The following is a 22,842-nucleotide window of genomic DNA, read 5'->3' as shown; positions in this document are numbered from 1 at the left end:
TTTCACTGAACTGTCTGTCAGGGCATTGGGGTGCGGGAGCTCAGGAGCCTTGCTCCGTGGGCGGACGCCGGGGAGGATGTATGATTAGCACCGTCGCATTGTTTTGGGCGTTATGCGTAGTTTGCATAGTGAATATGGCGCGCTACTTCTCATCGTTACGTGCGCTGTTAGTGGTACTTCGTGGTTGCGATCCGTTGCTTTATCAGTATGTGGACGGTGGAGGGTTCTTCACCTCGCATGGACAGCCCAGCAAACAGATGCGACTGGTGGGATACATCTACTACCAGCGTTACCGCGATCATCACGATGAAGAGTTTATCCGTCGCTGCGAGCGTCTGCGTCGGCAGTTCATTCTGACCAGCGCCCTGTGCGGGCTGGTTGTGGTCAGTATGATTGCATTGATGATTTGGCACTGAGCATAAAAAAAGCGGGTCAGTTTCCTGACCCGCTTTTTGTCGCCTTCAGCTGATTAGATCAGCTTCAGCGAAATCCAGTACAGACCACCAGACAGCAGGATGGACGCCGGAAGGGTGAACACCCAGGCCATCAGGATGTTGGTCACGGTTTTGCGCTGCAGACCGCCACCGTCAACAATCATGGTACCTGCCACGGACGAGGAGAGTACGTGGGTGGTGGATACCGGCATCCCGGTGTAGCTCGCCAGGCCGATAGAAACCGCCGCCGTCATCTGCGCGGACATCCCCTGCGCATAGGTCATGCCTTTCTTACCGATCTTCTCGCCGATGGTGGTCGCTACGCGACGCCAGCCAATCATTGTACCGATACCCAGTGCCAGCGCGACGGCCATGATGATCCAGATTGGCGCGTACTCAATGGTGTTGAGCATATCGCTTTTCAGTTTCTTCAGAAGACGTTTGTCGTCGGCATTCACCTCTGGCAGTTTCGCGACTTTATCGGTCACGTCAGAGATGCAGAGCATGATACGACGCAGCTGACCACGCTGTTCAACGGCCAGTTTGTCGTAGCTTTCGATATCGCCCAGCATGCCTTTGGCGCGTTCCAGCGCGTTAATCGCGTTTGCCGGATGGCAGTGGAATTCGCCCGGCGCGGTAGTTGCACCGGCTTCCGGAGATGGGATCAACTGATCAACGCCGGTCGCTTTTTTAAGCAGATCGGGATGCTGCTGGAAATAGGTCTCAACGTTGTTGACGGCATCACGGGTACGGGTGATTTCGTAACCAGAGGCGTTCATGTTAACCACGAAACCTGCCGGTGCGACACCGATCAGTACCAGCATCACCAGACCAATGCCTTTCTGCCCATCGTTCGCGCCATGAGAGAAGGCCACGCCGATAGCGGAAATGATCAGCGCGATACGCGTCCAGAATGGCGGTTTTTTCTTACCGTCTTTCTTCTCACGCTCTGCTGGCGTCAGGTGGATGCGCGCACGTTTCTTGGTGTTGCTCCAGTAGCGACGCAGGATGAAAATCAATCCACCCGCAACCACCAGACCCACAATTGGAGAGATGATCAAAGAACCGAAAATGCCCAGTACTTTAGGCAGGTTCAGCGCATCAACGACGGATGTCCCGGTCATCAGGGCGTTAGTTAACCCGATACCGATAATCGCGCCGATGAGAGTGTGAGAGCTGGATGCAGGCAGGCCAAAATACCAGGTACCGAGGTTCCAGATAATGGCAGCAAGCAGCATTGAGAACACCATGGCAAGGCCATGACCGGAACTCACGTTAAGCAGCAGATCCGTTGGCAACATATGCACGATCGCATACGCCACGCTCAGTCCGCCCAGAAGGACACCAAAAAAGTTAAATACCGCCGCCATAACAACCGCAAGTTGCGATCGCATTGCGCGAGTGTAGATAACCGTTGCTACTGCGTTTGCAGTGTCGTGGAAGCCGTTGATCGCTTCGTAAAACAGTACAAAAACCAGAGCAAGCAATAATAAAAGCCCGGTATGTAAATCCAGGCCGGCAAACAAATGTAGCATAGGACGTTACGCCATTTTGAGGACATGAACGCGGCGCATTATCCAGGACAAATGCGCAACGGGCAAAGTGAAATATAGACTTTTTTTGACATACCACCTGATTTGAGAAAAGTGCTTGAAGGGATAATCGTTAAATTTCAATGGAATGGCTTTGTAAGAACTTTTTACGCTGGTGTGACCACAGAGGAAACTTTACAATCCGCGGCAGTTAACGAAGAGGATTTTGACGTGGAAAGGTTTGATGCCGTGGTGATTGGTGCCGGTGCGGCGGGTATGTTTTGTGCGGCGATGGCCGGACAGGCGGGTCGTCGTGTGCTGTTACTGGACAACGGAAAAAAGCCTGGCCGCAAGATCCTGATGTCGGGCGGCGGGCGTTGTAACTTCACCAATCTTTATGTCGAACCCGCGGCGTATTTGAGCCAAAACCGTCATTTTTGCAAATCTGCACTGGCGCGTTACACCCAGTGGGACTTTATCGACCTGGTGGGCAAGCACGGCATCGCGTGGCATGAAAAGACGCTGGGACAGCTGTTCTGCGACGACTCCGCGCAGCAGATTGTCGATATGCTGGTCGCCGAGTGCGAGAAGGGCGGCGTGGTGATGCGTCTGCGCACGGAAGTGCTGGAGGTCGCCCGCGACGAACAGGGGTACACGCTGCAGCTGAACGGTGAAACCGTCAGTGCTGATAATCTGGTCATCGCCAGCGGTGGCCTCTCTATGCCGGGTCTGGGCGCGTCCCCGTTCGGCTATAAGATTGCCGAGCAGTTTGGTCTTAAGGTACTGCCCACGCGCGCGGGTCTGGTGCCGTTCACGCTGCACAAACCCCTTCTTGAACAGCTTCAGACGCTTTCTGGCGTCTCCGTTCCTTCCGTCATGACTGCCGAAGACGGGACGGTATTCCGTGAAAACCTGCTCTTTACCCATCGGGGGCTCTCTGGCCCGGCGGTACTGCAAATCTCCAGCTACTGGCAGCCGGGTGAATTTGTCACGGTGAATCTGGTGCCGGACTGCGACCTGGACGCGTTCCTCAACGAGCAGCGCGAGGCGCACCCGAATCAGAGCCTGAAAAACACGCTGGCGATGCAGCTGCCAAAACGTCTGGTGGAGTGCCTTCAGGTGCTGGGGCAGATCCCGGACGTATCGCTTAAGCAATTGAACAGCCGCGAGCAAGAGACGCTGGTGGAGACGCTGACAAACTGGCGCGTTCAGCCAAACGGCACCGAGGGGTACCGCACGGCGGAAGTGACGCTGGGCGGCGTTGATACAAATGAACTCTCCTCGCGCACCATGGAAGCCCGCAACGTGCCGGGGCTCTACTTTATCGGCGAAGTGATGGACGTCACCGGCTGGCTCGGCGGGTATAACTTCCAGTGGGCGTGGGCAAGTGCCTGGGCGTGTGCGCAGGCGCTGGCCGAAAAGAACAGTTAATATTTATTTTTTTTGCGTGCTGTGCCCTTAACGGGCTCGCGCTTTTTATTGTCTGCATGGTGTTTTGTATCCAAAAAAGGGTTGTGTATGTCAGCTGCTCATCTCGGTTTCCCGACGGAAACCGTTGTTGTCTTTGTGGTGATGGCCGTTGGGGCGATGTTTATCGACCTCTTTATGCACCGTCACGATAAACCTGTCTCGCTGAAAAGCGCGGCGATGTGGTCCATCTTCTGGGTCATGATGGCGATGGCGTTCGCCGGGTTCCTGTATGTCCACCACGGTGCAGAGATGGCGAGCCTGTTCCTCACCGGCTATGCGCTGGAAGAGGTGCTTTCCGTCGATAACCTGTTTGTGATGATGGCGATTTTCGCCTGGTTCGGCGTGCCGGATAAGTACCGTCACCGCGTGCTCTACTGGGGTGTGCTGGGGGCGATTGTTTTCCGCGGTATTTTCGTGGCGATCGGAACCAGCCTGCTGAGCCTGGGGCCGTACGTGGAGGTCATTTTTGCGCTGGTTGTCGGCTGGACGGCGGTGATGATGCTCAAACGCAATGAAGAGAGTGACGAAGTGGAAGATTACTCCGGCCATCTCGCGTACCGCCTGGTGAAGCGCTTCTATCCGGTCTGGCCGAAAATCAGCAGCAATGCCTTTATCCTGACCCAGAAAGAGGTGGATGCGGAGCTTGAAAAGCCGGAAAACCAGGACGTCATGGTCGGGCGCGTGAAGAAGGCGAAACGCTACGCGACGCCGCTGCTGCTTTGCGTGGCAGTGGTGGAACTTTCTGACGTGATGTTCGCATTTGACTCCGTACCGGCCATTATTGCCGTGAGCCGCGAGCCGCTGATTATCTATAGCGCCATGATGTTCGCCATTCTCGGCCTGCGTACCCTCTACTTTGTGCTGGAAGCGTTGAAGCAGTATCTGGTCCACCTTGAGAAAGCCGTGGTGTTGCTGCTGTTCTTCGTGGCGTTCAAGCTGGGGTTAAATGCCACCGATCACTTCTGGCATCACGGGTACAGCATTGGCGCGACGGCGAGCCTGTTTGTGGTCTTAGGCGTGCTGGCGCTGGGGATTATTGCGAGCGTGATGTTCCCTGGGAAACGTGAGGCCTGATGCTTTGCCTTTCTCCCTCTCCACGTGGGAGAGGGCTGGGGTGAGGGCACCAGACCGCACCTAACCCTTAATCGGCGAATTCCGGCGCTTGCGCGGGTGGTGGAAATGCCGCCAGTGAGGATCCTGCGCCGCGGCCAGCAGCTCGTGGTCGCCGCGGGTATCTCCCCAGGCGCGCAGGTGATAGGCCTTCAGATCGCCATACACTTTTTCCAGTCTTGCGACTTTCTGGGCACAGCGGCAGTTATTGCCGGTGATGCGTCCTGTCAGCTTGCCGTCTTTCACTTCCAGCTGGGTGCCAATCAGCTTAATACCGAGCTTATCCGCCCAGGGCTGAAGCACCAGCGCCGGAGAGGCAGAACAGATCGTCACCTCCGCACCGGAATTCACCTCCGCCGCCACGGCCAGAACCCCTTCGGGGCGCATCAGCTTGTTCCAGTATTTTTCGCAAAATGCTTCCGCCTGCTGGCGCAGCCAGTGCTCATCCACTCCCGTCAGGAATGTTTTGATCAGCACTTCCTTGAGCTCATCCCGGGTCAGCTTGCGGCGAACGCAGTGCAGCGTAGGTAACGCCATGCGCACCAGGCGGCCTGCGAAGTAGCGTTTCCCAAAGGCAAAACGCAGGAAAGGGATAAAGCTATCGTGGTGCGTTAGTGTCCCATCAAAATCAAAGACAGAGAGCACGCTGGATTTAGCCACCGTCTCGTCGGCAATCATATTGGTCATAAATACGTCTTAGCTGAAATACACATTCTGCGGATCAGTTTACCTGCTTTATCTGAACAGTCCTTACATCACCACTCTTTTTTTCACGATCTTGCGATCTAAAAGTGAGTCCATTTTTGGCCTCGATAGTCGTTGGTGAAAAAATGAACTGCCTATATTATCGCCACATCGAAAGATATTTCGGGGGAACATTGGCCCCCACGCGTAAGGAAAAATTCACTCTAAGCCACAATTTTTGATATGACGTTAAGATTGCTTATTTCAATCCTCACACTCAGTTTTGCTTCGTTTTCTGCAATGAGTTTTCAACTGCCTGCATCGATGATCTCGATGAATTCTGCGTTTGCGGAATCACCCGCGAAATCGGCGCTGTTTCATCAGGAAACGGGCCCGCTGCGCTCGCGCATTCTCGATCAATACCAGAAGTGGAAGGGAACCCAGTATCAGTGGGGCGGCACGAGCCACCGCGGCGTGGATTGCTCTGCACTGATGCAGCACCTGTTCAGCGATGCGGCGAATCTTAATTTGCCGCGCACGACCAGCGAGCAAATCCATCGCGGCGTGCAGGTGGCGCAGTACCGTCTTAAGGCCGGCGACCTGGTCTTCTTCCAGACGGGGCCAAACCGCAAGCATGTCGGTGTCTACATCGGTGACAACCGGTTTATTCACGCCTCCAGCAGCCAGGGGGTGACGGTGTCAACCCTGACCGATGACTACTGGCAAGCACATTACATCACGGCCCGCCGCGTGACGGGCAGTGCGGCGTAACGGGATCAGATGATGTCATCCACCACGCCACCGTCGACGCGCAACGCTGCGCCCGAGGTGGCGGAGGCCTGAGGCGAACAGACATAAATCACCATATTGGCCACCTCTTCTACCGTGGCCGCACGCTGGATAACCGAGCTGGGGCGGTTGGCCATGACAAATTCTTTCGCCAGCTGCTCCAGCGATTTCCCGGTTTTCTCGATTTCATCTTTCATCATTTCAGCGAAACCGTCCGACAGGGTGGGCCCCGGCAGTACGCTGTTCACCGTCACGCCGCATCCCGCCACGAACTTCGCCAGCCCGCGCGCGAGCGAGAGCTGTGCCGTTTTGGTCACCCCGTAGTGGATCATATCCGCCGGAATATTGCAGGCCGATTCGGAAGAGATAAACACCACCCGTCCCCAGCCTTTTTTCACCATTCCTGGCAGCAGAGCGCGGGAAAGACGCACGCCGGACATCACGTTGGTCTGCCAGTAACGCTCCCAGGTTTCATCGTCGGTGCTATAGAAGTCCTGCGGGCCGTAAATTCCGGCGTTGTTCACCAGAATATCGACATCACTTGCGACCTTCAGCAGCGACTCAACCCCTTCTGCCGTACTGAGATCGGCAATGGCGGCACGCACCTGTACGCCGGGTACAACCTGCTGTAACTGCTGAATACCCTTGTTCACCGAGTCGATGCTGCGGCCATTCACGATCACTTCCGCGCCGCTTTCCGCCAGGCCTCTGGCAATGGCGAACCCGATACCGCCGGTTGAGGCAGTCACCAGCGCCACTTTCCCCGCAAAGTCGATTTTCATCTTCTGCTCCTTATCGTTTTAGCGTTCGGACCTTAAAGCGTAGCAGGTGGTGATGACGGCTCCTGGCTAAAAAGGCGCAGCAGGGTTTCAACCTGCTCATCCAGCGGGGCGAGGGTACGTTTCACGATCAAATGCAGCGGCGTGGCCCGGCGGACACCGTGGTTCAGCGGAAGGATTTTCAGTAAGCCTTGCTCCAGCAGGGGCTGGATGCGTTCCTCTGGCAGCCAGCCGTAGCCGACCTGAGAGACAACCGCCTCTATGGCAGCATCAATGGTGGAGAACGTCCACGACTCGCCGGCAGCCCGCGCGGCGTTCTGGCTGTCCGCAATCTGGATAAGCGGCCACGGGCGCAGCATCTCATCATTAAGCGGTGCATCAAGACAAAAGAGCGGATGCTGGTAATGCGCCACGGCGACAAAGTCGATATTCATCAGCCACTCGCCAAGCCCGGTAATGTCCTGGCGGCGGGTCAGGACCATTACGTCCGCTTCGTCGTTTATCGTGTCCGCGCGGCTATTTTCCAGCACCTCGGTAAGGCGCACCTGGGTTTGCGGATACCGTTGCTGGAATTGTCTTAAAATCGCGAACAGCCTGCGGCGGGGAAAAATACTGTCTACGATCAGATCGACTCGGGTGCGCATGCCGCTATGCAGCGTCGCGGCGCGCGTCTCAACATAAGAGAACGCTTTCAGCAGCGGTTTTACCTGATTCAGCAATAATTCTCCTGCGGGCGTGAGGACTGCCCGTCTCCCTTCCACCACCAGCAGCGCAATGCCCAGGCGCTCCTGGAGTAAAGAGAGGTTGTAACTGACGGAAGACTGGCTGCGGTGTGTCTGTTCTGCCGCTTTGGCAAAACTCCCGGCCTCGACCACTTTTTCCAGGAGTGACCACTGTTCAAGAGTTGTTTTATGCATGACATATCTAATTTTTGAATTAATTTGATTCAAACATAGCGTTATTCATTCATTTTTTGAAGGGGTACGATACGTTCATCAAAACAAAGGAGACACATCATGAGCAACTTCGACAAACATGACTTAAGCGGCTTCGTTGGCAAACATCTGGTTTATACCTACGATAACGGCTGGAACTACGAGATTTACGTCAAAAATGAAAACACCCTCGACTACCGTATTCACAGCGGCCTGGTCGGAAACCGTTGGGTAAAAGATCAGCAGGCGTACATCGTTCGCGTCGGGGAGAGCATCTATAAAATCTCCTGGACAGAGCCAACCGGTACTGACGTGAGCCTGATTGTTAACCTGGGCGACAACCTGTTCCACGGCACCATCTTCTTCCCGCGCTGGGTAATGAACAATCCGGAAAAAACCGTCTGTTTCCAGAACGATCATATTCCGCTGATGAATAGCTATCGCGATGCCGGTCCGGCATATCCCACAGAAGTGATTGATGAATTCGCGACAATCACCTTTGTGCGCGACTGTGGTCCAAATGATGACAGCGTGATTGCCTGTGCGGCCAGCGAGTTACCTGAAAACTTTCCAGAAAACTTAAAATAAGCGCGACAATTAACTAAAAAGAAAAGTTCCCGGCTATTTCATATTATTTTGAAATGGCCGGGATTTTTTTTGTTTGTTGATGTTTGGTTTAAATCATTTCCTGGCAAAACGTTGTGAAGGTCACAATAAAAAATATTTAATATTAATTTAACTTGTTGTTTTTAAAGTGTCTGCTAGTAGTTCTATAACGTTATAAACGTTGTCTTAATTTTTCCCTAAGAAATGAAAGCTATTTTGATATGAGTTTATGGTTCGTTGAAATAAACGGACCGGCATTTGGTTAATATCAAAAACGTGCCATTTTTATTGCAAGGAAATTAATAATGAGTGATTTTCTGCCCTTTTCGCGACCCTCAATGGGTGCCGAAGAAATGGCGGCGGTTCAGGACGTTTTGATGTCGGGCTGGATCACCACGGGGCCTAAAAATCAGGAGCTTGAAGAGGCATTTTGTCATCTGACGGGCAATCAGCATGCGATTGCCGTCTGTTCTGCCACCGCGGGCATGCATGTCACGCTGATGGCGCTGAATATTGGCCCCGGCGATGAAGTGATCACCCCCTCCCAGACCTGGGTTTCCACGCTAAATATGATCGTGTTGCTGGGTGCCACACCGGTGATGATTGATGTGGACAACGACACGTTGATGGTGACGCCTGACGCCGTTGAAGCGGCGATAACCTCGCGTACTAAAGCCATTATCCCCGTCCATTATGCTGGCGCACCGTGTGACATCGACGCGATTCATGCCATTGGCGAACGTCACGGTATTCCCGTTATTGAAGATGCTGCCCATGCCGCCGGAACCTATTACAAGAACCGCCATGTGGGCTGGAAAGGGACGGCGATTTTTTCCTTCCACGCCATTAAAAATATGACCTCTGCAGAAGGCGGTTTAGTTGTCACGGATAACGCTCAGCTTGCTGCGCGGATCCGCAGTCTGAAATTCCACGGCCTGGGGGTGGATGCCTATGACCGCCAGACGCACGGTCGTGCACCGCAGGCTGAAGTGATCTCGCCGGGCTATAAATACAACCTGGCGGATATTAACGCCGCGCTGGCGCTGGTGCAGTTGGGCAAATTAAAAGAGGCCAACAAACGCCGTGAGGAAATCGCGCAACGCTATCTGCGGGAGCTGGCCGATACGCCGTTCCAGCCGCTGACCATCCCGGCATGGCCGCACGTTCACGCCTGGCACCTGTTTATTATTCGCGTTGATGAAGCCCGCTGTGGGATTTCACGCGATAACCTGATGGCGGCGCTGAAGGAGAAGGGCATTGGTACCGGCCTGCACTTCCGCGCGGCGCACACTCAAAAATACTACCGCGAGCGTTTTCCTGATGTATCGCTCCCGAATTCGGAATGGAATAGCGCGCGTATTTGTTCTCTCCCTCTTTTTCCGGACATGACTCATGACGACACAACCCGCGTCATTACCGCGCTCCATCAGCTTGCAGGACATTGATATGTTCAGTGCACCACCCGTACAAAAAGTTTCCGTCGTCATTCCTGTTTATAACGAACAGGAGAGCCTGCCTGAACTGATTCGCCGCACGACGGCCGCCTGCGAGACGCTGGGCAAAGCGTATGAAATTTTGCTGGTGGACGATGGCAGTAGCGATGACTCCGCAATGATGCTGACCGATGCTGCCCAGGCTGAAGGCAGCCATATTGTTGCCGTGCTGCTGAACCGTAACTACGGCCAGCACTCGGCGATCATGGCCGGATTTAGCCACGTTACGGGCGATCTGATCATCACTCTGGACGCGGATCTGCAAAACCCGCCGGAGGAGATCCCACGCCTGGTGGCGAAAGCCGATGAAGGCTATGACGTGGTCGGCACGGTGCGTCAGAACCGTCAGGACAGCCTGTTCCGCAAGCTGGCCTCACGCACTATCAACCGTCTTATCCAGCGTACGACCGGTAAAGCGATGGGCGATTACGGCTGCATGCTGCGCGCCTACCGCCGTCATATTGTCGACGCCATGCTGCATTGCCACGAGCGCAGCACGTTTATTCCGATTCTGGCGAATACCTTTGCCCGTAAGGCAACGGAAATTCCGGTTCTGCACGCCGAGCGCGAGCACGGGGAATCAAAGTACAGCTTTATGCGTCTCATCAACCTGATGTACGACCTCATCACCTGCCTGACCACCACGCCGCTGCGTCTGCTGAGCGTTTTCGGCAGCATCATCGCGCTGGCGGGGTTCGCGCTCTCCGTCCTGCTGGTGGTGCTGCGGCTGGTCTTTGGCCCGCAGTGGGCGGCGGAAGGGGTCTTCATGCTTTTTGCCGTGCTGTTTATGTTCATCGGTGCCCAGTTTGTCGGCATGGGCCTGCTCGGTGAATACATTGGCCGAATTTATAACGATGTCCGCGCACGTCCGCGCTACTTTATTCAACGTGTTGTCCGTCAGGAACACAAAGCATCTCAAGAGGAAATCCACCCATGAAAGCTGTTGTATTTGCCTATCACGATATGGGTTGCACGGGCACGCTGGCCCTGCTGGAAGCGGGCTATGACATTGCGGCAATCTTTACCCATCCGGACACGGCGGGCGAAAATCACTTTTTCAGCTCAGTGGCGCGCATCGCCGCCGAGCGGGGGATTCCGGTTTATGCCCCGGACGACGTGAACCATCCGCTGTGGGTGGAGCGCATCCGCGCGCTTGCCCCTGATGTCATCTTCTCGTTTTACTATCGCAACCTGATCTGCGACGAGATCCTCGGCCTGGCCGCAAAAGGAGCATTTAACCTTCACGGCTCACTGCTGCCAGCCTACCGTGGGCGCGCGCCGCTGAACTGGGTGCTGGTGAACGGCGAAACGGAAACGGGCGTGACCCTGCACCGGATGGTCCACCGTGCGGATGCGGGGGCCATCATTGCCCAGCACCGCGTGGCAATCGATGCGGATGAAACGGCGCTGCAGCTGCACCAGAAACTTTGCACCGTGGCACAAAGCCTGCTGCGCGACGCGCTGCCAGCTATCCTGAACGGCACCTTCAGCGAGACCGCGCAGGATGAGAGCAAAGCAAGTACCTTCGGTCGCCGCACGCCGGAGGATGGTCGTCTGGACTGGAACCAACCTGCTCGCCAGCTTCACAACCTGGTGCGCGCCGTGACCGACCCGTGGCCGGGGGCATACAGCTTTGCGGGCGTAAGCAAGTTTATCGTCTGGAAATCCCGCGTGCGCGACGACATCCCGGCGGCAAAACCGGGCACCGTTGTCTCCGTCTCCCCGCTGATTGTGAGCTGCGGCGAGCAGGCGCTGGAGATTATTACCGGGCAAACCGACAGCGGTCTTTACGTGCAGGGCACGCAGCTGGCCCAGTCTCTGGGTCTGGTCGCCGGGGCGCTGATCACAAGCGCCCCGGTGGTTGCCGTTAAACGCCGCACCCGCGTGCTGATCCTCGGCGTAAACGGCTTTATCGGTAACCATCTGACTGAACGCCTGCTCAAAGACGATAACTACGAAATCTATGGCCTGGATATTGGCGCGGATGCGATCAGTCGTTTCCTCGACAACCCACGCTTCCACTTCGTGGAAGGGGATATCAGCATCCATTCCGAGTGGATTGAATACCACATTAAAAAATGTGACGTGGTACTGCCGCTGGTCGCCATCGCCACGCCTATTGAGTACACCCGTAACCCGCTGCGCGTGTTCGAGCTGGACTTCGAGGAGAACCTGAAGATCATTCGCGACTGCGTGAAATACGACAAGCGCATCATCTTCCCGTCCACCTCTGAAGTGTACGGCATGTGTACCGACAAAAACTTCGACGAAGACACCTCTAACCTGGTGGTCGGGCCGATCAACAAACAGCGCTGGATCTACTCTGTCTCCAAACAGCTGCTGGACCGCGTGATTTGGGCCTACGGTGAGAAAGAGGGGCTGCGCTTTACCCTGTTCCGTCCGTTCAACTGGATGGGCCCGCGTCTGGATAACCTGAACGCGGCGCGTATCGGTAGCTCCCGTGCGATCACCCAGCTGATCCTGAACCTGGTGGAAGGCTCACCGATTAAGCTTATTGAAGGCGGCAAACAGAAACGCTGCTTCACGGATATCAGCGACGGTATCGAAGCGCTGTTCCGCATCATCGAAAACAAAGATAACCGCTGCAACGGTCAAATCATCAACATCGGGAACCCTGACAACGAAGCGAGCATTCGCGAACTGGCTGAGATGCTGCTGGCCAGCTTTGAGCGCCATCCGCTGCGCGATAAATTCCCACCGTTTGCCGGTTTCCGCGAAGTGGAAAGCAGCAGCTACTACGGTAAAGGCTATCAGGACGTTGAGCACCGTAAGCCGAGCATTCGCAATGCGAAGCGCTGCCTGAACTGGACACCAACGGTGAAGATGGAGCAAACCATTGACGAGACGCTCGATTTCTTCCTGCGCACCGTGGAGCTGTCGGAACAGGTCTCATGAAAAAAGTCGGTTTACGCATTGATGTCGACACCTTCAGGGGAACGCGTGACGGCGTCCCCAGGCTGCTGGAACTGCTGAGCAAGCACGGTGTGCGTGCCAGCATCTTCTTCAGCGTGGGGCCTGACAACATGGGACGCCATTTATGGCGTCTGATTAAACCGGCATTTCTGTTCAAAATGCTGCGCTCACGCGCAGCATCTCTCTACGGCTGGGATATTCTGCTGGCCGGCACCGCCTGGCCCGGTAGACGCATCGGCGCGGGTAACGAAGCGGTTATCCGTGAGGCGGCGCAGCAGCATGAGGTCGGCCTGCATGCCTGGGATCATCACGCCTGGCAGGCGTGGGCAGGCGTCTGGGATATCCCGCGTCTCTCCCGTGAAATTGAGCGTGGAATGCTGGAGCTGGAGGCCATCACCGGTCAGCCCGTGCGCTGTTCCGCCGTGGCAGGATGGCGTGCGGATCAACGGGTCGTAAAGGCCAAAGAAGCCTTTGCGTTTCGCTACAACAGCGATTGCCGCGGAACCGGGCCGTTTTTGCCGCTGTTAGGCGAAAATCACTACGGTACGGTGCAAATTCCGGTCACGCTTCCCACCTGGGATGAAGTGGTCGGACGCGAGGTGAAGGCGGAAGAATTTAATCGTTATATTCTGGACCGTATGCATCGCGATACGGGTACGCCGGTGTATACCATCCATGCAGAAGTAGAGGGGATTGCGTATCAGCATGATTTCGATACGTTGCTGACCCTGGCCGCTCAGGAGGGCATTGAATTCTGCCCGTTGAGCGAGCTGCTGCCCGACGACCTCAGCACCCTGCCTGTGGGAAAAATTGTCCGTAATGAACTGGCTGGCCGGGAAGGCTGGCTTGGCCATCAACACACCGTGAGTCCGGTCCCATGAAAACAGCCCGTTATGGCTTAGCGCTTCTCGCACTGTTTATCGTTTACTACCTCATTCCTGTCGATGTCCGCCTGCTGTGGCAGCCTGACGAAACGCGCTATGCGGAAATCAGCCGCGAAATGCTGGCATCGGGTGACTGGGTCGTCCCGCATTTTCTGGGGCTGCGTTACTTTGAAAAACCGATTGCTGGCTACTGGATCAACAGTCTCGGGCAGTTGCTGTTCGGGCACACCAACTTTGCCGTACGCGCCGGGGCGATATTCTCCACCGGGTTAACGGCGCTGCTGGTGATCTGGATGGCCTGGCGTCTCTGGCGGGATAAGCGAGTAGCCATTTTCTCCGGCCTCATCTTCCTGACCCTGTTCCTGGTGTACGGTATCGGCACGTATGCGGTGCTGGATCCTATCATCACCCTATGGCTGGTGGCGGCGATGTGCAGCTTCTGGCTGGCCTCGCAGGCCCAAACCGTGGCCGGAAAAGCGGGTGGCTATGTGCTGCTTGGGCTGGCCTGCGGAATGGGGGTGATGACCAAAGGCTTCCTGGCGCTGGCCGTTCCGGTGATTGGCGTGCTGCCGTGGGTGATCGTCCAGAAGCGCTGGAAAGAGGTGCTGATTTTTGGCTGGCTCGCGATCCTGAGCTGCGTGCTGATTGTCCTGCCGTGGGCGCTGGCGATTGCGCATCGGGAGCCTGATTTCTGGCGTTACTTCTTCTGGGTTGAACATATTCAGCGTTTTGCCCAGAGCGACGCCCAGCATAAAGCCCCGTTCTGGTATTACCTGCCGTTCCTGCTCGCGGGCAGTCTGCCGTGGCTGGCACTGCTGCCGGGCGCGTTTCGTCTCGGCTGGAATGACAGACAAAGCGCGGGGGGAGGATTCTATCTGCTGGGCTGGGTGGTGATGCCGCTGCTGTTCTTCAGCATCGCTAAAGGCAAACTGCCGACCTACATCCTGCCCTGTTTTGCCCCGCTGGCTATCCTGATGGCGCGCTATGCCTGCCTCGCGGCGGAAAAAGGTGCGAGAGCGTTGCGCATTAACGGTGGGATTAACCTGGCGTTTGGGGTGATCGGCGTGATTGCGGCGCTGGTGGTCTCGCCATGGGGGCTGGCTAAGCATCCGGTCTGGACGCCGGTCGAACTGTACAAAGTGTTCTGTGCAGTGGTGGCGTTCCTCCTCTGGGCCGCGGTGGGCTGGTTTACGTTCAGACAGAGTCAGCAGCGCTGGTGGCTGGCAGCCTTGTGTCCTGCAGGCCTGGCGTTGCTGATTGGTTTTGCCATTCCTAACCTGGTGGTGGATTCCAAACAGCCGCAGTCGCTGGTCGATACCGTGCGCGAGCCGCTTCAGGAAAGCCGATTTGTGCTGGCCAATAACGTTGGCGTGGCCGCGGGTCTGGCGTGGGAGCTGAAGCGTAATGACATTACGCTGTTTGGTCAGAGCGGCGAACTGCGTTATGGGCTGGATTATCCCGATGTGAAAGATCGTTACGTCGACAAAGATGACTTCGCCCAGTGGCTGGCGACGCATCGTCAGCAGGGGCGTGTGTCGCTGGTGGTTCTGCTGTCAAAACGTGACGATATCTCACGGGCGAATTTACCGCAGCCGGACAATCTCTATATCCAGGGACGGTTTGCCTTGCTGGAGTATCTGCCGAAGTGATGACCTGGACCTGGCTGGTACTGGCAAGCTTGCTCAGCTGCGCGGGGCAGTTATGCCAGAAACAGGCCACCCGTCCGGCGAAAGCCGGGCGGCGCGGCGCGCACATTATGTTGTGGCTTGGTCTGGCAGGGCTGGCGCTGGGTAGCGGAATGCTGGTCTGGCTGGTGGTGCTGCAACGCCTGCCTGTTGGCGTCGCCTATCCTATGCTGAGCCTCAACTTTGTCTGGGTAACGCTGGCGGCAAAAGTATTCTGGCGCGAACACGTTGCTGCGCACCACTGGCTGGGGGTCGGGTTTATCATCATTGGGATTATCGTGCTGGGAGGAAGCCTGTGAAAGGCGCGTTCTGGGCGTTATGCAGCGTGCTGTTAGTCAGCGCCGCACAGCTGTTGCTGCGCGATGCCATGCAGGCACTGCCGCCGGTCAGCGATGTTCTGGCGCTTATTTCCGCGCTGTGGCACTTCTCATCCGGCACGGGCGCGCTGCTGCTGGGGGTGATGGGGTATGTGGCCTCTATGGGCTGCTGGTATCTGGCGCTGCATCGAATGGCGCTCAGCAAAGCATATGCCTTGCTGAGCCTCAGTTATATTCTGGTGTGGGCCGCGGCAATCGTCCTGCCCGGCTGGGGGGAACACTTCTCCTGGCACGGGCTGGTGGGCGTCGGGTTTATTATGCTGGGTGTACTAACGATTTTTAGGCCAGCACGTCGTCAGCAGAATGAATCAGGCCGGCGTTGAGTTCGAAGGGCGTTGCGGTACAGACCGCAAGACTCAGCGAGTCTATGCGGCAGTGGCTGACTGAATGAAACGCGCTGGCGGTACTGTCAATGCTAACCATTTGCCAGGCGTGACCGCCGCACTGTTTAACGATCGCTTCCTTTCGCGTCCAGATACGCCAGAATGCCGTAAGCTGGCGCTCTGGCGTTTCCTTTTCCAGCTCTTCATGCTCGGCGCCGCTGAAGACGGCATTAGCGAGCGTGCGCCAGTTATCCTGCGGGCGAATACGTTCCAGGGAACAGCCCACGTTACCTTCGTCACTGATAATTAACGCAATCTCATCTCCCGAGTGGCTAAGGCTGAACCACAGCGGATAGTCGCCGGCAAAAAGGGGTTTCCCCTGTTCGTTGTGGATAATCTCCGGTAGTGGCGTCGGCGCCAACAGACGCGAAAGCAACCCGCGTCCAGCGAGCCAGCGCGCGCGATGGGCGCCTTCGGGCGCGTGTCGGGAGAGCGCTTGAGCCCAGCGGTTGGTGCTCAGCGAGGAGATTTTTCCCAGAAAAACCTGGTACATATAACGTCTGGCCTTCAGTCAAACAGAGAGTCGCAAAGTTGCGCGGCGAAACCATTACTATAATCTATTGTCCCCGATAATGGCTAACCCGACCAGCGGCTTAGCCCGGCAACCGGCTTTTGGGTCGTCCCGGCCCCAGCAGGATCGCCAGCTTGCTGCCCCCTTTGGTGGTCTCCATCCAGATTTTACATACGCTGGTCAGCGGAACCGACAGCAGCATCCCAACCGGGCCCAGCAGCCATCCCCAAATCAGTAAGGATAAAAATACCACCAGCGTCGACATGCCCAGCCGGTGCCCCATCATACGCGGCTCTAGAATATTCCCCAGCACCATATGCACGACGAGGAACAGCGCGCCGACCAGCATACATTCATAAAATCCATTAAACAGAAACGCCTGAATCATCGGCGGCACGGCGGAGAGTACGGCGCCAATGTTGGGAACGTAGTTCAGCAGAAATGCCAGCACCCCCCACATAAGGGCGAACTGGACGCCCATCAGCATCAGCCCCAGCCAGACAATGATCCCGGTCCATACGCTCAACAGCGTTTTCAGCGCCAGATATTTGGACACGCCCTTCAGCGCGCGGTGTAAACCGGCAATATGGATTTGCGGGTTATTTAATGCAAAACGCAGCTTGTAGGGCACATGACGGACTTCGAACAGCATGAACACCACCGTCATGACCAGCAGCAAAATGCTGGCCATCGCGCCGGAAAGACCGGTCATCAGCGTGGTGGCGTAGGTCATGACTTTCTCTGAATCCATCCTGCGCAGCATCCGTTCTGGCGAGATATGCAGGTTAAGAAAGGGCATCATCTCCTGCAGGGCGATGATTTTGCGCGTCAGCTCTTTATTGTACTGCGGCAGCATGGTGGAGAATTCGCTCAGCGATGCGGCCAGTACGCCGAAGAGTGCCGTCAGGCCAATCAGCATTACAATCACCACAATAGTGATGGCCACCGGGCGGCTAACGCCCCGGCGTAAAAACCAGGTCACCAGCGGATTGAGAACAATGGCAAAAAAGAGTGCCAGCAGGAGCTGGACGATAATGTCAGCGGCAGCATGAATACCCGCGAGGATAACCACCAGACAGGCGAGTTTTAATAAAATGTGGAGTCCTGCTTTATCGGGCTGGGGGGAGATCATGCGCGTTCCTTAGTAAGATGACGCATTAAGTGTAGTGCCTGGCTTCCGCTTCGTCTGGCACCGATAATCTGAAAGTCGGGGCTGATTTTCTGATGGCGTCGTGGTAATAGTGAAACACTGTTGCAAAAAATTCAGGTCTAACTCCATGCCCGAACCTGCCGCTGAACCGGCGCTGAGCGGATTGCGCCTCAATCTGCGTATTGTTTCCGTCGTCATTTTCAACTTTGCCAGTTATCTGACCATTGGTCTGCCGCTGGCGGTCTTGCCGGGCTATGTCCATGACGTAATGGGGTTTAGCGCATTCTGGGCGGGGCTGGTGATTAGCCTGCAGTATTTCGCCACGCTGTTAAGCCGGCCGCATGCCGGGCGCTACGCGGACATGTTCGGACCAAAAAGCATCGTCGTGGTGGGGTTGTGCGGCTGTTTCCTCAGTGGCCTGAGCTACCTGCTGGCGGCCACAACCAGCGCCTGGCCGCTGGTCAGTCTGACGCTCCTCTGCCTGGGCCGCGTCATCCTCGGTATTGGGCAAAGTCTGGCGGGAACCGGCTCCACGCTGTGGGGCGTGGGCGTTGTCGGCGCATCACATATTGGCCGGGTGATCTCCTGGAACGGAATTGTTACCTACGGCGCGATGGCGCTCGGTGCACCGCTCGGCGTGGCCTGTTATGCCTTTGGCGGGCTCTATGGACTCGCCATCACCATTATGGTGGTCGCGCTTCTGGCGATTCTGTTTGCCCTGCCGCGCCCGAAAGTAAAGGCCAGCAAGGGCAAGCCACTGCCGTTTCGGGCTGTGCTGGGCCGCGTATGGCCGTACGGTATGGCACTGGCCCTGGCGACGACCGGCTTCGGCGTCATTGCGGCCTTCATTACCCTGTTCTATGACGCCAAAGGCTGGGAGGGCGCGGCCTTTGCGTTAACCCTCTTTAGCGTGGCGTTTGTTGGCGCGCGCCTGCTTTTCCCGAACGGCATCAACCGTCTGGGTGGGCTGAATGTGGCGATGATCTGCTTTGCGGTCGAGATAGTCGGGCTGCTGTTGACCGGTATCGCCAGTGCACCCTGGATGGCGAAAATGGGTGTCTTCCTTGCGGGGGCCGGTTTCTCGCTGGTCTTCCCGGCGCTGGGCGTGGTGGCGGTGAAAGCGGTGCCGCAGCAGAACCAGGGAGCGGCGCTGGCGACCTATACGGTATTTATGGATATGTCGTTAGGCATTACCGGGCCGCTGGCGGGGCTGGTGATGGCCTGGGCAGGGGTACCGGTGATTTATCTTGCCGCAGCAGGTCTGGTGATAATTGCCTTGTTACTGACGTGGCGGCTAAAAAAATGGCCCCCGGTGCAAGCACCGGAGGCCACGTCATCATCGTGAAGGTTACTGGATCACGATGGTGTTAATGATGTTTTCAGCCGCCGTCTGCGCTTTCTGCTGATCTTCCGCTGGCAGGGTGATCTGCAGGGTCAGCAGTTTGTTATCCACCTTGCCCAGCACCACAGAAGAGTAAGCGGTCTGGCCTTTGGCAGAGATGATGCTGTCCAGCTGTTGCAGCGTGTGGCCTTTCAGCTCGATGGATTTATTGGTCACCACCTGCAGCTGCGGATCGCGGCCGCGCTGCTGATCTTCCAGACGTTTAGACAGGACGGCCAGGTCTTCGCTGGTATCGTCGCCCACAATCACAATGACCGCTTTCTGACCGGTTGCGTCGGAGTAAACGTGCATGTTGTTCGCCTGGGTACCCAGCTTGCCGCTCTGGTCAGTCATATCGGCTGGCAGAGAGAAACTGAGTTTGCCATCCATCAGATTCACCGGCTGGCCGGTCGCGTTGCTCTCTGCGGATGCGCCCTGAGCAGGCGTTTTCGTGTCGCTGTTATCACAGGCTGCAAGACCCACAACCAGCAGGCCAATCCCGACATATTTAACCAGATTGCGCATTGACTTCTTCCTTTCGATAAACGGCCATAACGGCTCATTCGTCCATCTTATCACAACTGATAAAGCGAACCCTTAACCAGCCTGCAATGCCGTGATTTCAGATTTATCTGCCAGCCTTTTCAGCAGCATATTCAGCAGCACGCCGTACATTGGCAGGAAGAAGACAATGCTGATGAGGACCTTGAAGCAGTAGTCCACCAGCGCAATTTCCATCCAGTGCTCGGCCATAAAGGCATCCGGGCTGCGCCAGAAAGCGATGAAGAAGAAGGCCAGCGTATCACTCACGTTACCGAATAGCGTGGAGGCGGTAGGCGCCATCCACCAGCGATGGTTCTGGCGCAGACGGTTAAACACGTGCACATCAAGGATCTGCCCCAGCGCGTAGGCCATAAAGCTTGCCGCGGCGATACGGGCGACAAACAGGTTGAAGTGCGTCAGCGCCTCAACGCCCTGCCAGCTTCCCATATAAAACAGGGACGACACCACGTATGAGATGAACAGCGCCGGAAGCATGACCGCAAAAATAATGCGGCGGGCCAGCGGTGCGCCAAAAATACGCACGGTCAAATCCGTGGCGAGGAAAATAAACGGAAAACTGAACGCGCCCCAGGTGGTATGAAAACCAAAGATAGAGATGGGGAGCTGCACCAGATAGTTACTGGACGTGATCACCAGTAAATGAAAAAGCGAAAGCCAGAACAACGCTTTAACGCGCTGTGATTCAGAGAACTGCGTCATATTGTGACCTTTTTATACGTTGGGGTGAGGGAACCCAATAAAAACCGCAGCATGATACTGCTTTGGCTGGACATTGCAATGGTTGATTTTTGCGCAATCGTTAACCTGGTTTGCATTGTCCGCCACCGGGCGTAAACTACAGCCGTTTTTACCAGACCGAGAAGACCATGACCGACCTGTTTTCCAGCCCAGACCATACCCTTGATGCTCAGGGCCTTCGCTGCCCGGAGCCGGTAATGATGGTACGCAAGACCGTGCGTAACATGCAGCCCGGTGAAACGCTGCTGATTATTGCCGACGACCCGGCCACGACCCGCGATATTCCCGGGTTTTGTACCTTTATGGAGCATGAGCTTGTGGCGCAGCAGACAAAAGCGCTGCCGTACCGGTATTTGATTCGTAAGGGGTAGGTGGTCCGCCGCTGCGGTCTGATGCCCTCACCCCGGCCCTCTCCCACGGGGAGAGGGGGCAAACACTAAAAATGGCCACTGCGTGGCCATTTTGCTTTTACCTAGCCTTTCATCCACGCGCGGATCCCGTCCAGGAACATCTGCGTCGCCATCATCACCAGAATCAGCCCCATCAGGCGCTCCAGCGCGTTAACCCCTTTCTCCCCCAGCAGGCGCAGGAACAGCGACGATTGCAGCAGGATGATAAATGTCCCGCCCCAGGCGATAAGCAGGGCAATCACCAGGTGGCTCATTTGATTCGGATACTGATGCGACAGCAGCATCAGGGTGGCCAGAATGGTCGGCCCGGCGACGAGGGGAATCGCCAGCGGTACGATAAACGGCTCTTCGCCCGCGGGCAGGCCGCTGCTGCTCCCTTCGGCGCTCGGGAAAATCATCTTAATGGCAATCAGGAACAGAATAATCCCGCCGGAAATGGAGACCGTTTCTGCGCGCAGGTTCAGGAAGGCGAGGATCTTTTCTCCCGCAAACAGGAAGATAAACATCACCAGCAGGGCGATGAGCAGCTCGCGGATCATGATCGCCCGGCGGCGCTTCGGCTCAGTGTGCTTCAGCACCGACATGAAGATAGGCAGGTTGCCCAGTGGATCCATTATCAGGATCAATAAAACCGCTGCGGAAATGATTTCACTCATGTAAATTATCCCTGAACATCTCTATGGTTATTATGATAATTAGCTGTATTTCTGATTGCCGGGCAATCATCGATTAATTTCGCTTGCGACTTTGGCAGCATTTTGTAATGTGAAGCATATCCCAGTTCAATACTGGCTTGCACAATCAGCACACACCCTCAGCAGGAAAAAAATGCTATGAAAAACGTTGGTTTCATCGGCTGGCGCGGTATGGTCGGCTCTGTACTCATGCAACGCATGGTTGAAGAGCGCGATTTCGACGCTATCCGCCCGGTCTTCTTCTCCACTTCCCAGCTCGGCCAGGCTGCACCGTCCTTTGGTGGTACCACAGGCACGTTGCAGGATGCTTACGATCTGGAAGCGTTGAAGGCACTTGATATTATTGTGACCTGCCAGGGCGGCGATTATACCAACGAAATCTATCCAAAGCTGCGTGAAAGCGGCTGGCAGGGCTACTGGATTGACGCGGCCTCTTCGCTGCGCATGAAAGACGATGCCATCATTATTCTCGACCCGGTTAACCAGGGCGTGATCACCGATGGCCTGAACAACGGTGTGAAAACCTTTGTCGGTGGTAACTGCACCGTCAGCCTGATGCTGATGTCCCTTGGCGGCCTGTTTGCGCAGGATCTGGTTGAATGGGTTTCCGTGGCGACCTACCAGGCCGCGTCCGGCGGCGGCGCGCGTCATATGCGCGAGCTGCTGACCCAGATGGGCCAGCTGCACCACAGCGTCGCAACCGAGCTGGCAAACCCGGCATCCGCGATCCTCGATATCGAGCGTAAAGTCACCGATCTGACCCGCAGCGGCGCGCTGCCGGTGGATAACTTTGGCGTACCGCTGGCCGGTGGCCTGATCCCGTGGATCGACAAACAGCTGGATAACGGCCAGACCCGCGAAGAGTGGAAAGGTCAGGCTGAGACCAACAAAATCCTCAATACCGCGAACACCATTCCGGTTGACGGTCTGTGCGTGCGTATCGGCGCACTGCGCTGCCACAGCCAGGCCTTCACCATTAAACTGAAAAAAGATGTGTCTATTCCGACCGTGGAAGAGCTGCTGGCCGCGCACAACCCGTGGGCGAAAGTGGTACCAAACGATCGCGATATCACCATGCGTGAGCTGACCCCGGCTGCCGTCACCGGCACGCTGACCACGCCGGTTGGCCGTCTGCGTAAGCTGAACATGGGGCCGGAGTACCTCTCCGCGTTCACCGTCGGTGACCAGCTCCTGTGGGGCGCCGCCGAACCGCTGCGCCGCATGCTACGCCAGCTGGCGTAATAATTTGTTAATGACCGGGGGTGATTTTCACCCCCTTTTTTTGCGTACTACATGGA

At 56.2% G+C, this 22,842-nt stretch carries 24 protein-coding genes; 15 read left to right on the top strand and 9 right to left on the bottom strand.

Translation table 11 applies throughout. The features are described from left to right. The first annotated feature begins 80 nt into the window (after positions 1 to 80). Positions 81 to 416, top strand: a complete 336-nt coding sequence (uspB, locus tag ABFI50_RS07835; protein ID WP_003861224.1) for a universal stress protein UspB — start codon at positions 81 to 83, stop codon at positions 414 to 416. A gap of 53 nt (positions 417 to 469) precedes the next feature. On the opposite strand, the gene pitA is transcribed toward uspB, so the two are convergent. After that, the gene (pitA, locus tag ABFI50_RS07830) at positions 470 to 1,969 is read right to left on the bottom strand and encodes an inorganic phosphate transporter PitA (RefSeq protein WP_023337922.1); all 1,500 of its coding nucleotides are present in this window, start codon (positions 1,967 to 1,969) and stop codon (positions 470 to 472) included. A 228-nt stretch (positions 1,970 to 2,197) separates the two neighbouring features. On the opposite strand from pitA, the gene ABFI50_RS07825 reads away from it, so the two are divergent. Beyond that, complete coding sequence (locus ABFI50_RS07825) at positions 2,198 to 3,397, top strand: NAD(P)/FAD-dependent oxidoreductase (protein ID WP_045135459.1); 1,200 nt, start codon at positions 2,198 to 2,200, stop codon at positions 3,395 to 3,397. An 87-nt stretch (positions 3,398 to 3,484) separates the two neighbouring features. After that, complete coding sequence (locus ABFI50_RS07820; RefSeq protein WP_014885578.1) at positions 3,485 to 4,510, top strand: TerC/Alx family metal homeostasis membrane protein; 1,026 nt, start codon at positions 3,485 to 3,487, stop codon at positions 4,508 to 4,510. A gap of 60 nt (positions 4,511 to 4,570) precedes the next feature. On the opposite strand, the gene ABFI50_RS07815 is transcribed toward ABFI50_RS07820, so the two are convergent. Further along, positions 4,571 to 5,233 (bottom strand): HAD family hydrolase, encoded by a 663-nt coding sequence (locus ABFI50_RS07815; protein ID WP_072093626.1) that lies wholly within the window; start codon positions 5,231 to 5,233, stop codon positions 4,571 to 4,573. Between the two features lie 240 nt (positions 5,234 to 5,473). Between ABFI50_RS07815 and ABFI50_RS07810 the strand changes: the two genes are divergently transcribed. Then, complete coding sequence (locus tag ABFI50_RS07810) at positions 5,474 to 6,001, top strand: NlpC/P60 family protein (RefSeq protein WP_032664916.1); 528 nt, start codon at positions 5,474 to 5,476, stop codon at positions 5,999 to 6,001. A 5-nt stretch (positions 6,002 to 6,006) separates the two neighbouring features. Here the strand turns inward: ABFI50_RS07810 and ABFI50_RS07805 are convergent, their stop codons facing one another. Together ABFI50_RS07805 and ABFI50_RS07800 are read right to left on the bottom strand one after the other, a co-directional pair. Further along, the gene (locus ABFI50_RS07805) at positions 6,007 to 6,801 is read right to left on the bottom strand and encodes an SDR family NAD(P)-dependent oxidoreductase (protein ID WP_023338852.1); all 795 of its coding nucleotides are present in this window, start codon (positions 6,799 to 6,801) and stop codon (positions 6,007 to 6,009) included. Positions 6,802 to 6,833: 32 nt separating this feature from the next. Next, entirely contained in the window at positions 6,834 to 7,715 is an 882-nt protein-coding gene (locus ABFI50_RS07800; protein ID WP_014885574.1) for a LysR family transcriptional regulator, read from the bottom strand. A gap of 99 nt (positions 7,716 to 7,814) precedes the next feature. On the opposite strand from ABFI50_RS07800, the gene ABFI50_RS07795 reads away from it, so the two are divergent. The 8 genes from ABFI50_RS07795 (at position 7,815) to arnF (ending at position 16,035) form a co-directional block, all read left to right on the top strand. Then, entirely contained in the window at positions 7,815 to 8,321 is a 507-nt protein-coding gene (locus tag ABFI50_RS07795) for a phenolic acid decarboxylase (protein ID WP_014885573.1), read from the top strand. Between the two features lie 323 nt (positions 8,322 to 8,644). Continuing rightward, the gene (arnB, locus tag ABFI50_RS07790) at positions 8,645 to 9,784 is read left to right on the top strand and encodes a UDP-4-amino-4-deoxy-L-arabinose aminotransferase (protein ID WP_058690285.1); all 1,140 of its coding nucleotides are present in this window, start codon (positions 8,645 to 8,647) and stop codon (positions 9,782 to 9,784) included. A gap of 1 nt (position 9,785) precedes the next feature. Beyond that, positions 9,786 to 10,769, top strand: a complete 984-nt coding sequence (arnC, locus tag ABFI50_RS07785; RefSeq protein ID WP_045135446.1) for an undecaprenyl-phosphate 4-deoxy-4-formamido-L-arabinose transferase — start codon at positions 9,786 to 9,788, stop codon at positions 10,767 to 10,769. Further along, positions 10,766 to 12,748, top strand: coding sequence for a bifunctional UDP-4-amino-4-deoxy-L-arabinose formyltransferase/UDP-glucuronic acid oxidase ArnA (arnA, locus tag ABFI50_RS07780; protein ID WP_014885570.1), 1,983 nt, complete (start codon positions 10,766 to 10,768; stop codon positions 12,746 to 12,748). Before arnC ends, arnA begins: the two co-directional genes overlap by 4 nt. After that, positions 12,745 to 13,647: a 4-deoxy-4-formamido-L-arabinose-phosphoundecaprenol deformylase gene (gene arnD, locus ABFI50_RS07775; protein WP_071922814.1), complete on the top strand. Its 903-nt coding sequence runs from the start codon at positions 12,745 to 12,747 to the stop codon at positions 13,645 to 13,647. Before arnA ends, arnD begins: the two co-directional genes overlap by 4 nt. Further along, on the top strand, positions 13,644 to 15,299 hold the full coding sequence (gene arnT, locus ABFI50_RS07770) for a lipid IV(A) 4-amino-4-deoxy-L-arabinosyltransferase (RefSeq protein WP_050862868.1): 1,656 nt from the start codon (positions 13,644 to 13,646) through the stop codon (positions 15,297 to 15,299). The genes arnD and arnT overlap by 4 nt, the downstream gene beginning before the upstream one ends. Continuing rightward, positions 15,299 to 15,634 (top strand): 4-amino-4-deoxy-L-arabinose-phosphoundecaprenol flippase subunit ArnE, encoded by a 336-nt coding sequence (arnE, locus tag ABFI50_RS07765; protein ID WP_014885567.1) that lies wholly within the window; start codon positions 15,299 to 15,301, stop codon positions 15,632 to 15,634. Before arnT ends, arnE begins: the two co-directional genes overlap by 1 nt. Then, positions 15,631 to 16,035 carry a 4-amino-4-deoxy-L-arabinose-phosphoundecaprenol flippase subunit ArnF gene (gene arnF / locus ABFI50_RS07760; RefSeq protein WP_050862869.1) on the top strand — a complete coding sequence of 135 codons (405 nt, stop codon included), beginning with the start codon at positions 15,631 to 15,633 and terminating at the stop codon, positions 16,033 to 16,035. The genes arnE and arnF overlap by 4 nt, the downstream gene beginning before the upstream one ends. On the opposite strand, the gene acpT is transcribed toward arnF, so the two are convergent. Both acpT and ABFI50_RS07750 read right to left on the bottom strand, forming a co-directional pair. Further along, the gene (gene acpT, locus ABFI50_RS07755; RefSeq protein WP_050862870.1) at positions 15,992 to 16,588 is read right to left on the bottom strand and encodes a 4'-phosphopantetheinyl transferase AcpT; all 597 of its coding nucleotides are present in this window, start codon (positions 16,586 to 16,588) and stop codon (positions 15,992 to 15,994) included. The two genes, arnF and acpT, sit on opposite strands and share 44 nt — an antisense overlap. Positions 16,589 to 16,688: 100 nt before the next feature. Then, positions 16,689 to 17,738 (bottom strand): AI-2E family transporter, encoded by a 1,050-nt coding sequence (locus ABFI50_RS07750; protein ID WP_014885564.1) that lies wholly within the window; start codon positions 17,736 to 17,738, stop codon positions 16,689 to 16,691. Positions 17,739 to 17,883: 145 nt separating this feature from the next. Here ABFI50_RS07750 and ABFI50_RS07745 point away from each other — a divergent pair, with 145 nt between their 5' ends. Beyond that, positions 17,884 to 19,101, top strand: coding sequence for an MFS transporter (locus tag ABFI50_RS07745; RefSeq protein ID WP_347485788.1), 1,218 nt, complete (start codon positions 17,884 to 17,886; stop codon positions 19,099 to 19,101). A 3-nt stretch (positions 19,102 to 19,104) separates the two neighbouring features. Here the strand turns inward: ABFI50_RS07745 and ABFI50_RS07740 are convergent, their stop codons facing one another. Both ABFI50_RS07740 and ABFI50_RS07735 read right to left on the bottom strand, forming a co-directional pair. Then, the gene (locus ABFI50_RS07740; RefSeq protein ID WP_023309515.1) at positions 19,105 to 19,662 is read right to left on the bottom strand and encodes a DcrB family lipoprotein; all 558 of its coding nucleotides are present in this window, start codon (positions 19,660 to 19,662) and stop codon (positions 19,105 to 19,107) included. A gap of 72 nt (positions 19,663 to 19,734) precedes the next feature. Next, a complete protein-coding gene (locus ABFI50_RS07735) occupies positions 19,735 to 20,400 on the bottom strand; it encodes a 7-cyano-7-deazaguanine/7-aminomethyl-7-deazaguanine transporter (protein ID WP_014885561.1) in 666 nt (221 codons plus the stop codon). A 167-nt stretch (positions 20,401 to 20,567) separates the two neighbouring features. On the opposite strand from ABFI50_RS07735, the gene tusA reads away from it, so the two are divergent. Beyond that, entirely contained in the window at positions 20,568 to 20,810 is a 243-nt protein-coding gene (tusA, locus tag ABFI50_RS07730; RefSeq protein WP_347485785.1) for a sulfurtransferase TusA, read from the top strand. Positions 20,811 to 20,911: 101 nt separating this feature from the next. Here the strand turns inward: tusA and yhgN are convergent, their stop codons facing one another. Continuing rightward, a complete protein-coding gene (gene yhgN, locus ABFI50_RS07725; protein WP_003861574.1) occupies positions 20,912 to 21,505 on the bottom strand; it encodes an NAAT family transporter YhgN in 594 nt (197 codons plus the stop codon). 177 nt (positions 21,506 to 21,682) lie between these two features. Here yhgN and asd point away from each other — a divergent pair, with 177 nt between their 5' ends. Beyond that, positions 21,683 to 22,786, top strand: coding sequence for an aspartate-semialdehyde dehydrogenase (gene asd / locus ABFI50_RS07720; RefSeq protein ID WP_023331502.1), 1,104 nt, complete (start codon positions 21,683 to 21,685; stop codon positions 22,784 to 22,786). Positions 22,787 to 22,842 lie beyond the last annotated feature (56 nt).

Origin of the sequence: Enterobacter sp. HNDS-6 (assembly GCF_039850505.1) — a bacterium.
GTDB lineage: Bacteria > Pseudomonadota > Gammaproteobacteria > Enterobacterales > Enterobacteriaceae > Enterobacter > Enterobacter kobei.
Note: the sequence above shows the minus strand (reverse complement) of the source record. Positions and strands in the feature narration are given on the sequence as shown.

Bases quoted from the DNA above. Each gene is read 5' to 3' on its own strand.
- uspB (WP_003861224.1), top strand. From the start codon at position 81: ATGATTAGCACCGTCGCATTGTTTTGGGCGTTATGCGTAGTTTGCATA.
- pitA (WP_023337922.1), bottom strand. From the start codon at position 1,969: ATGCTACATTTGTTTGCCGGCCTGGATTTACATACCGGGCTTTTATTA.
- ABFI50_RS07820 (WP_014885578.1), top strand. From the start codon at position 3,485: ATGTCAGCTGCTCATCTCGGTTTCCCGACGGAAACCGTTGTTGTCTTT.
- ABFI50_RS07815 (WP_072093626.1), bottom strand. From the start codon at position 5,233: ATGACCAATATGATTGCCGACGAGACGGTGGCTAAATCCAGCGTGCTC.
- ABFI50_RS07810 (WP_032664916.1), top strand. From the start codon at position 5,474: ATGACGTTAAGATTGCTTATTTCAATCCTCACACTCAGTTTTGCTTCG.
- ABFI50_RS07805 (WP_023338852.1), bottom strand. From the start codon at position 6,801: ATGAAAATCGACTTTGCGGGGAAAGTGGCGCTGGTGACTGCCTCAACC.
- ABFI50_RS07800 (WP_014885574.1), bottom strand. From the start codon at position 7,715: ATGCATAAAACAACTCTTGAACAGTGGTCACTCCTGGAAAAAGTGGTC.
- ABFI50_RS07795 (WP_014885573.1), top strand. From the start codon at position 7,815: ATGAGCAACTTCGACAAACATGACTTAAGCGGCTTCGTTGGCAAACAT.
- arnB (WP_058690285.1), top strand. From the start codon at position 8,645: ATGAGTGATTTTCTGCCCTTTTCGCGACCCTCAATGGGTGCCGAAGAA.
- arnC (WP_045135446.1), top strand. From the start codon at position 9,786: ATGTTCAGTGCACCACCCGTACAAAAAGTTTCCGTCGTCATTCCTGTT.
- arnA (WP_014885570.1), top strand. From the start codon at position 10,766: ATGAAAGCTGTTGTATTTGCCTATCACGATATGGGTTGCACGGGCACG.
- arnD (WP_071922814.1), top strand. From the start codon at position 12,745: ATGAAAAAAGTCGGTTTACGCATTGATGTCGACACCTTCAGGGGAACG.
- arnT (WP_050862868.1), top strand. From the start codon at position 13,644: ATGAAAACAGCCCGTTATGGCTTAGCGCTTCTCGCACTGTTTATCGTT.
- arnE (WP_014885567.1), top strand. From the start codon at position 15,299: ATGACCTGGACCTGGCTGGTACTGGCAAGCTTGCTCAGCTGCGCGGGG.
- acpT (WP_050862870.1), bottom strand. From the start codon at position 16,588: ATGTACCAGGTTTTTCTGGGAAAAATCTCCTCGCTGAGCACCAACCGC.
- ABFI50_RS07750 (WP_014885564.1), bottom strand. From the start codon at position 17,738: ATGATCTCCCCCCAGCCCGATAAAGCAGGACTCCACATTTTATTAAAA.
- ABFI50_RS07745 (WP_347485788.1), top strand. From the start codon at position 17,884: ATGCCCGAACCTGCCGCTGAACCGGCGCTGAGCGGATTGCGCCTCAAT.
- ABFI50_RS07740 (WP_023309515.1), bottom strand. From the start codon at position 19,662: ATGCGCAATCTGGTTAAATATGTCGGGATTGGCCTGCTGGTTGTGGGT.
- ABFI50_RS07735 (WP_014885561.1), bottom strand. From the start codon at position 20,400: ATGACGCAGTTCTCTGAATCACAGCGCGTTAAAGCGTTGTTCTGGCTT.
- tusA (WP_347485785.1), top strand. From the start codon at position 20,568: ATGACCGACCTGTTTTCCAGCCCAGACCATACCCTTGATGCTCAGGGC.
- yhgN (WP_003861574.1), bottom strand. From the start codon at position 21,505: ATGAGTGAAATCATTTCCGCAGCGGTTTTATTGATCCTGATAATGGAT.
- asd (WP_023331502.1), top strand. From the start codon at position 21,683: ATGAAAAACGTTGGTTTCATCGGCTGGCGCGGTATGGTCGGCTCTGTA.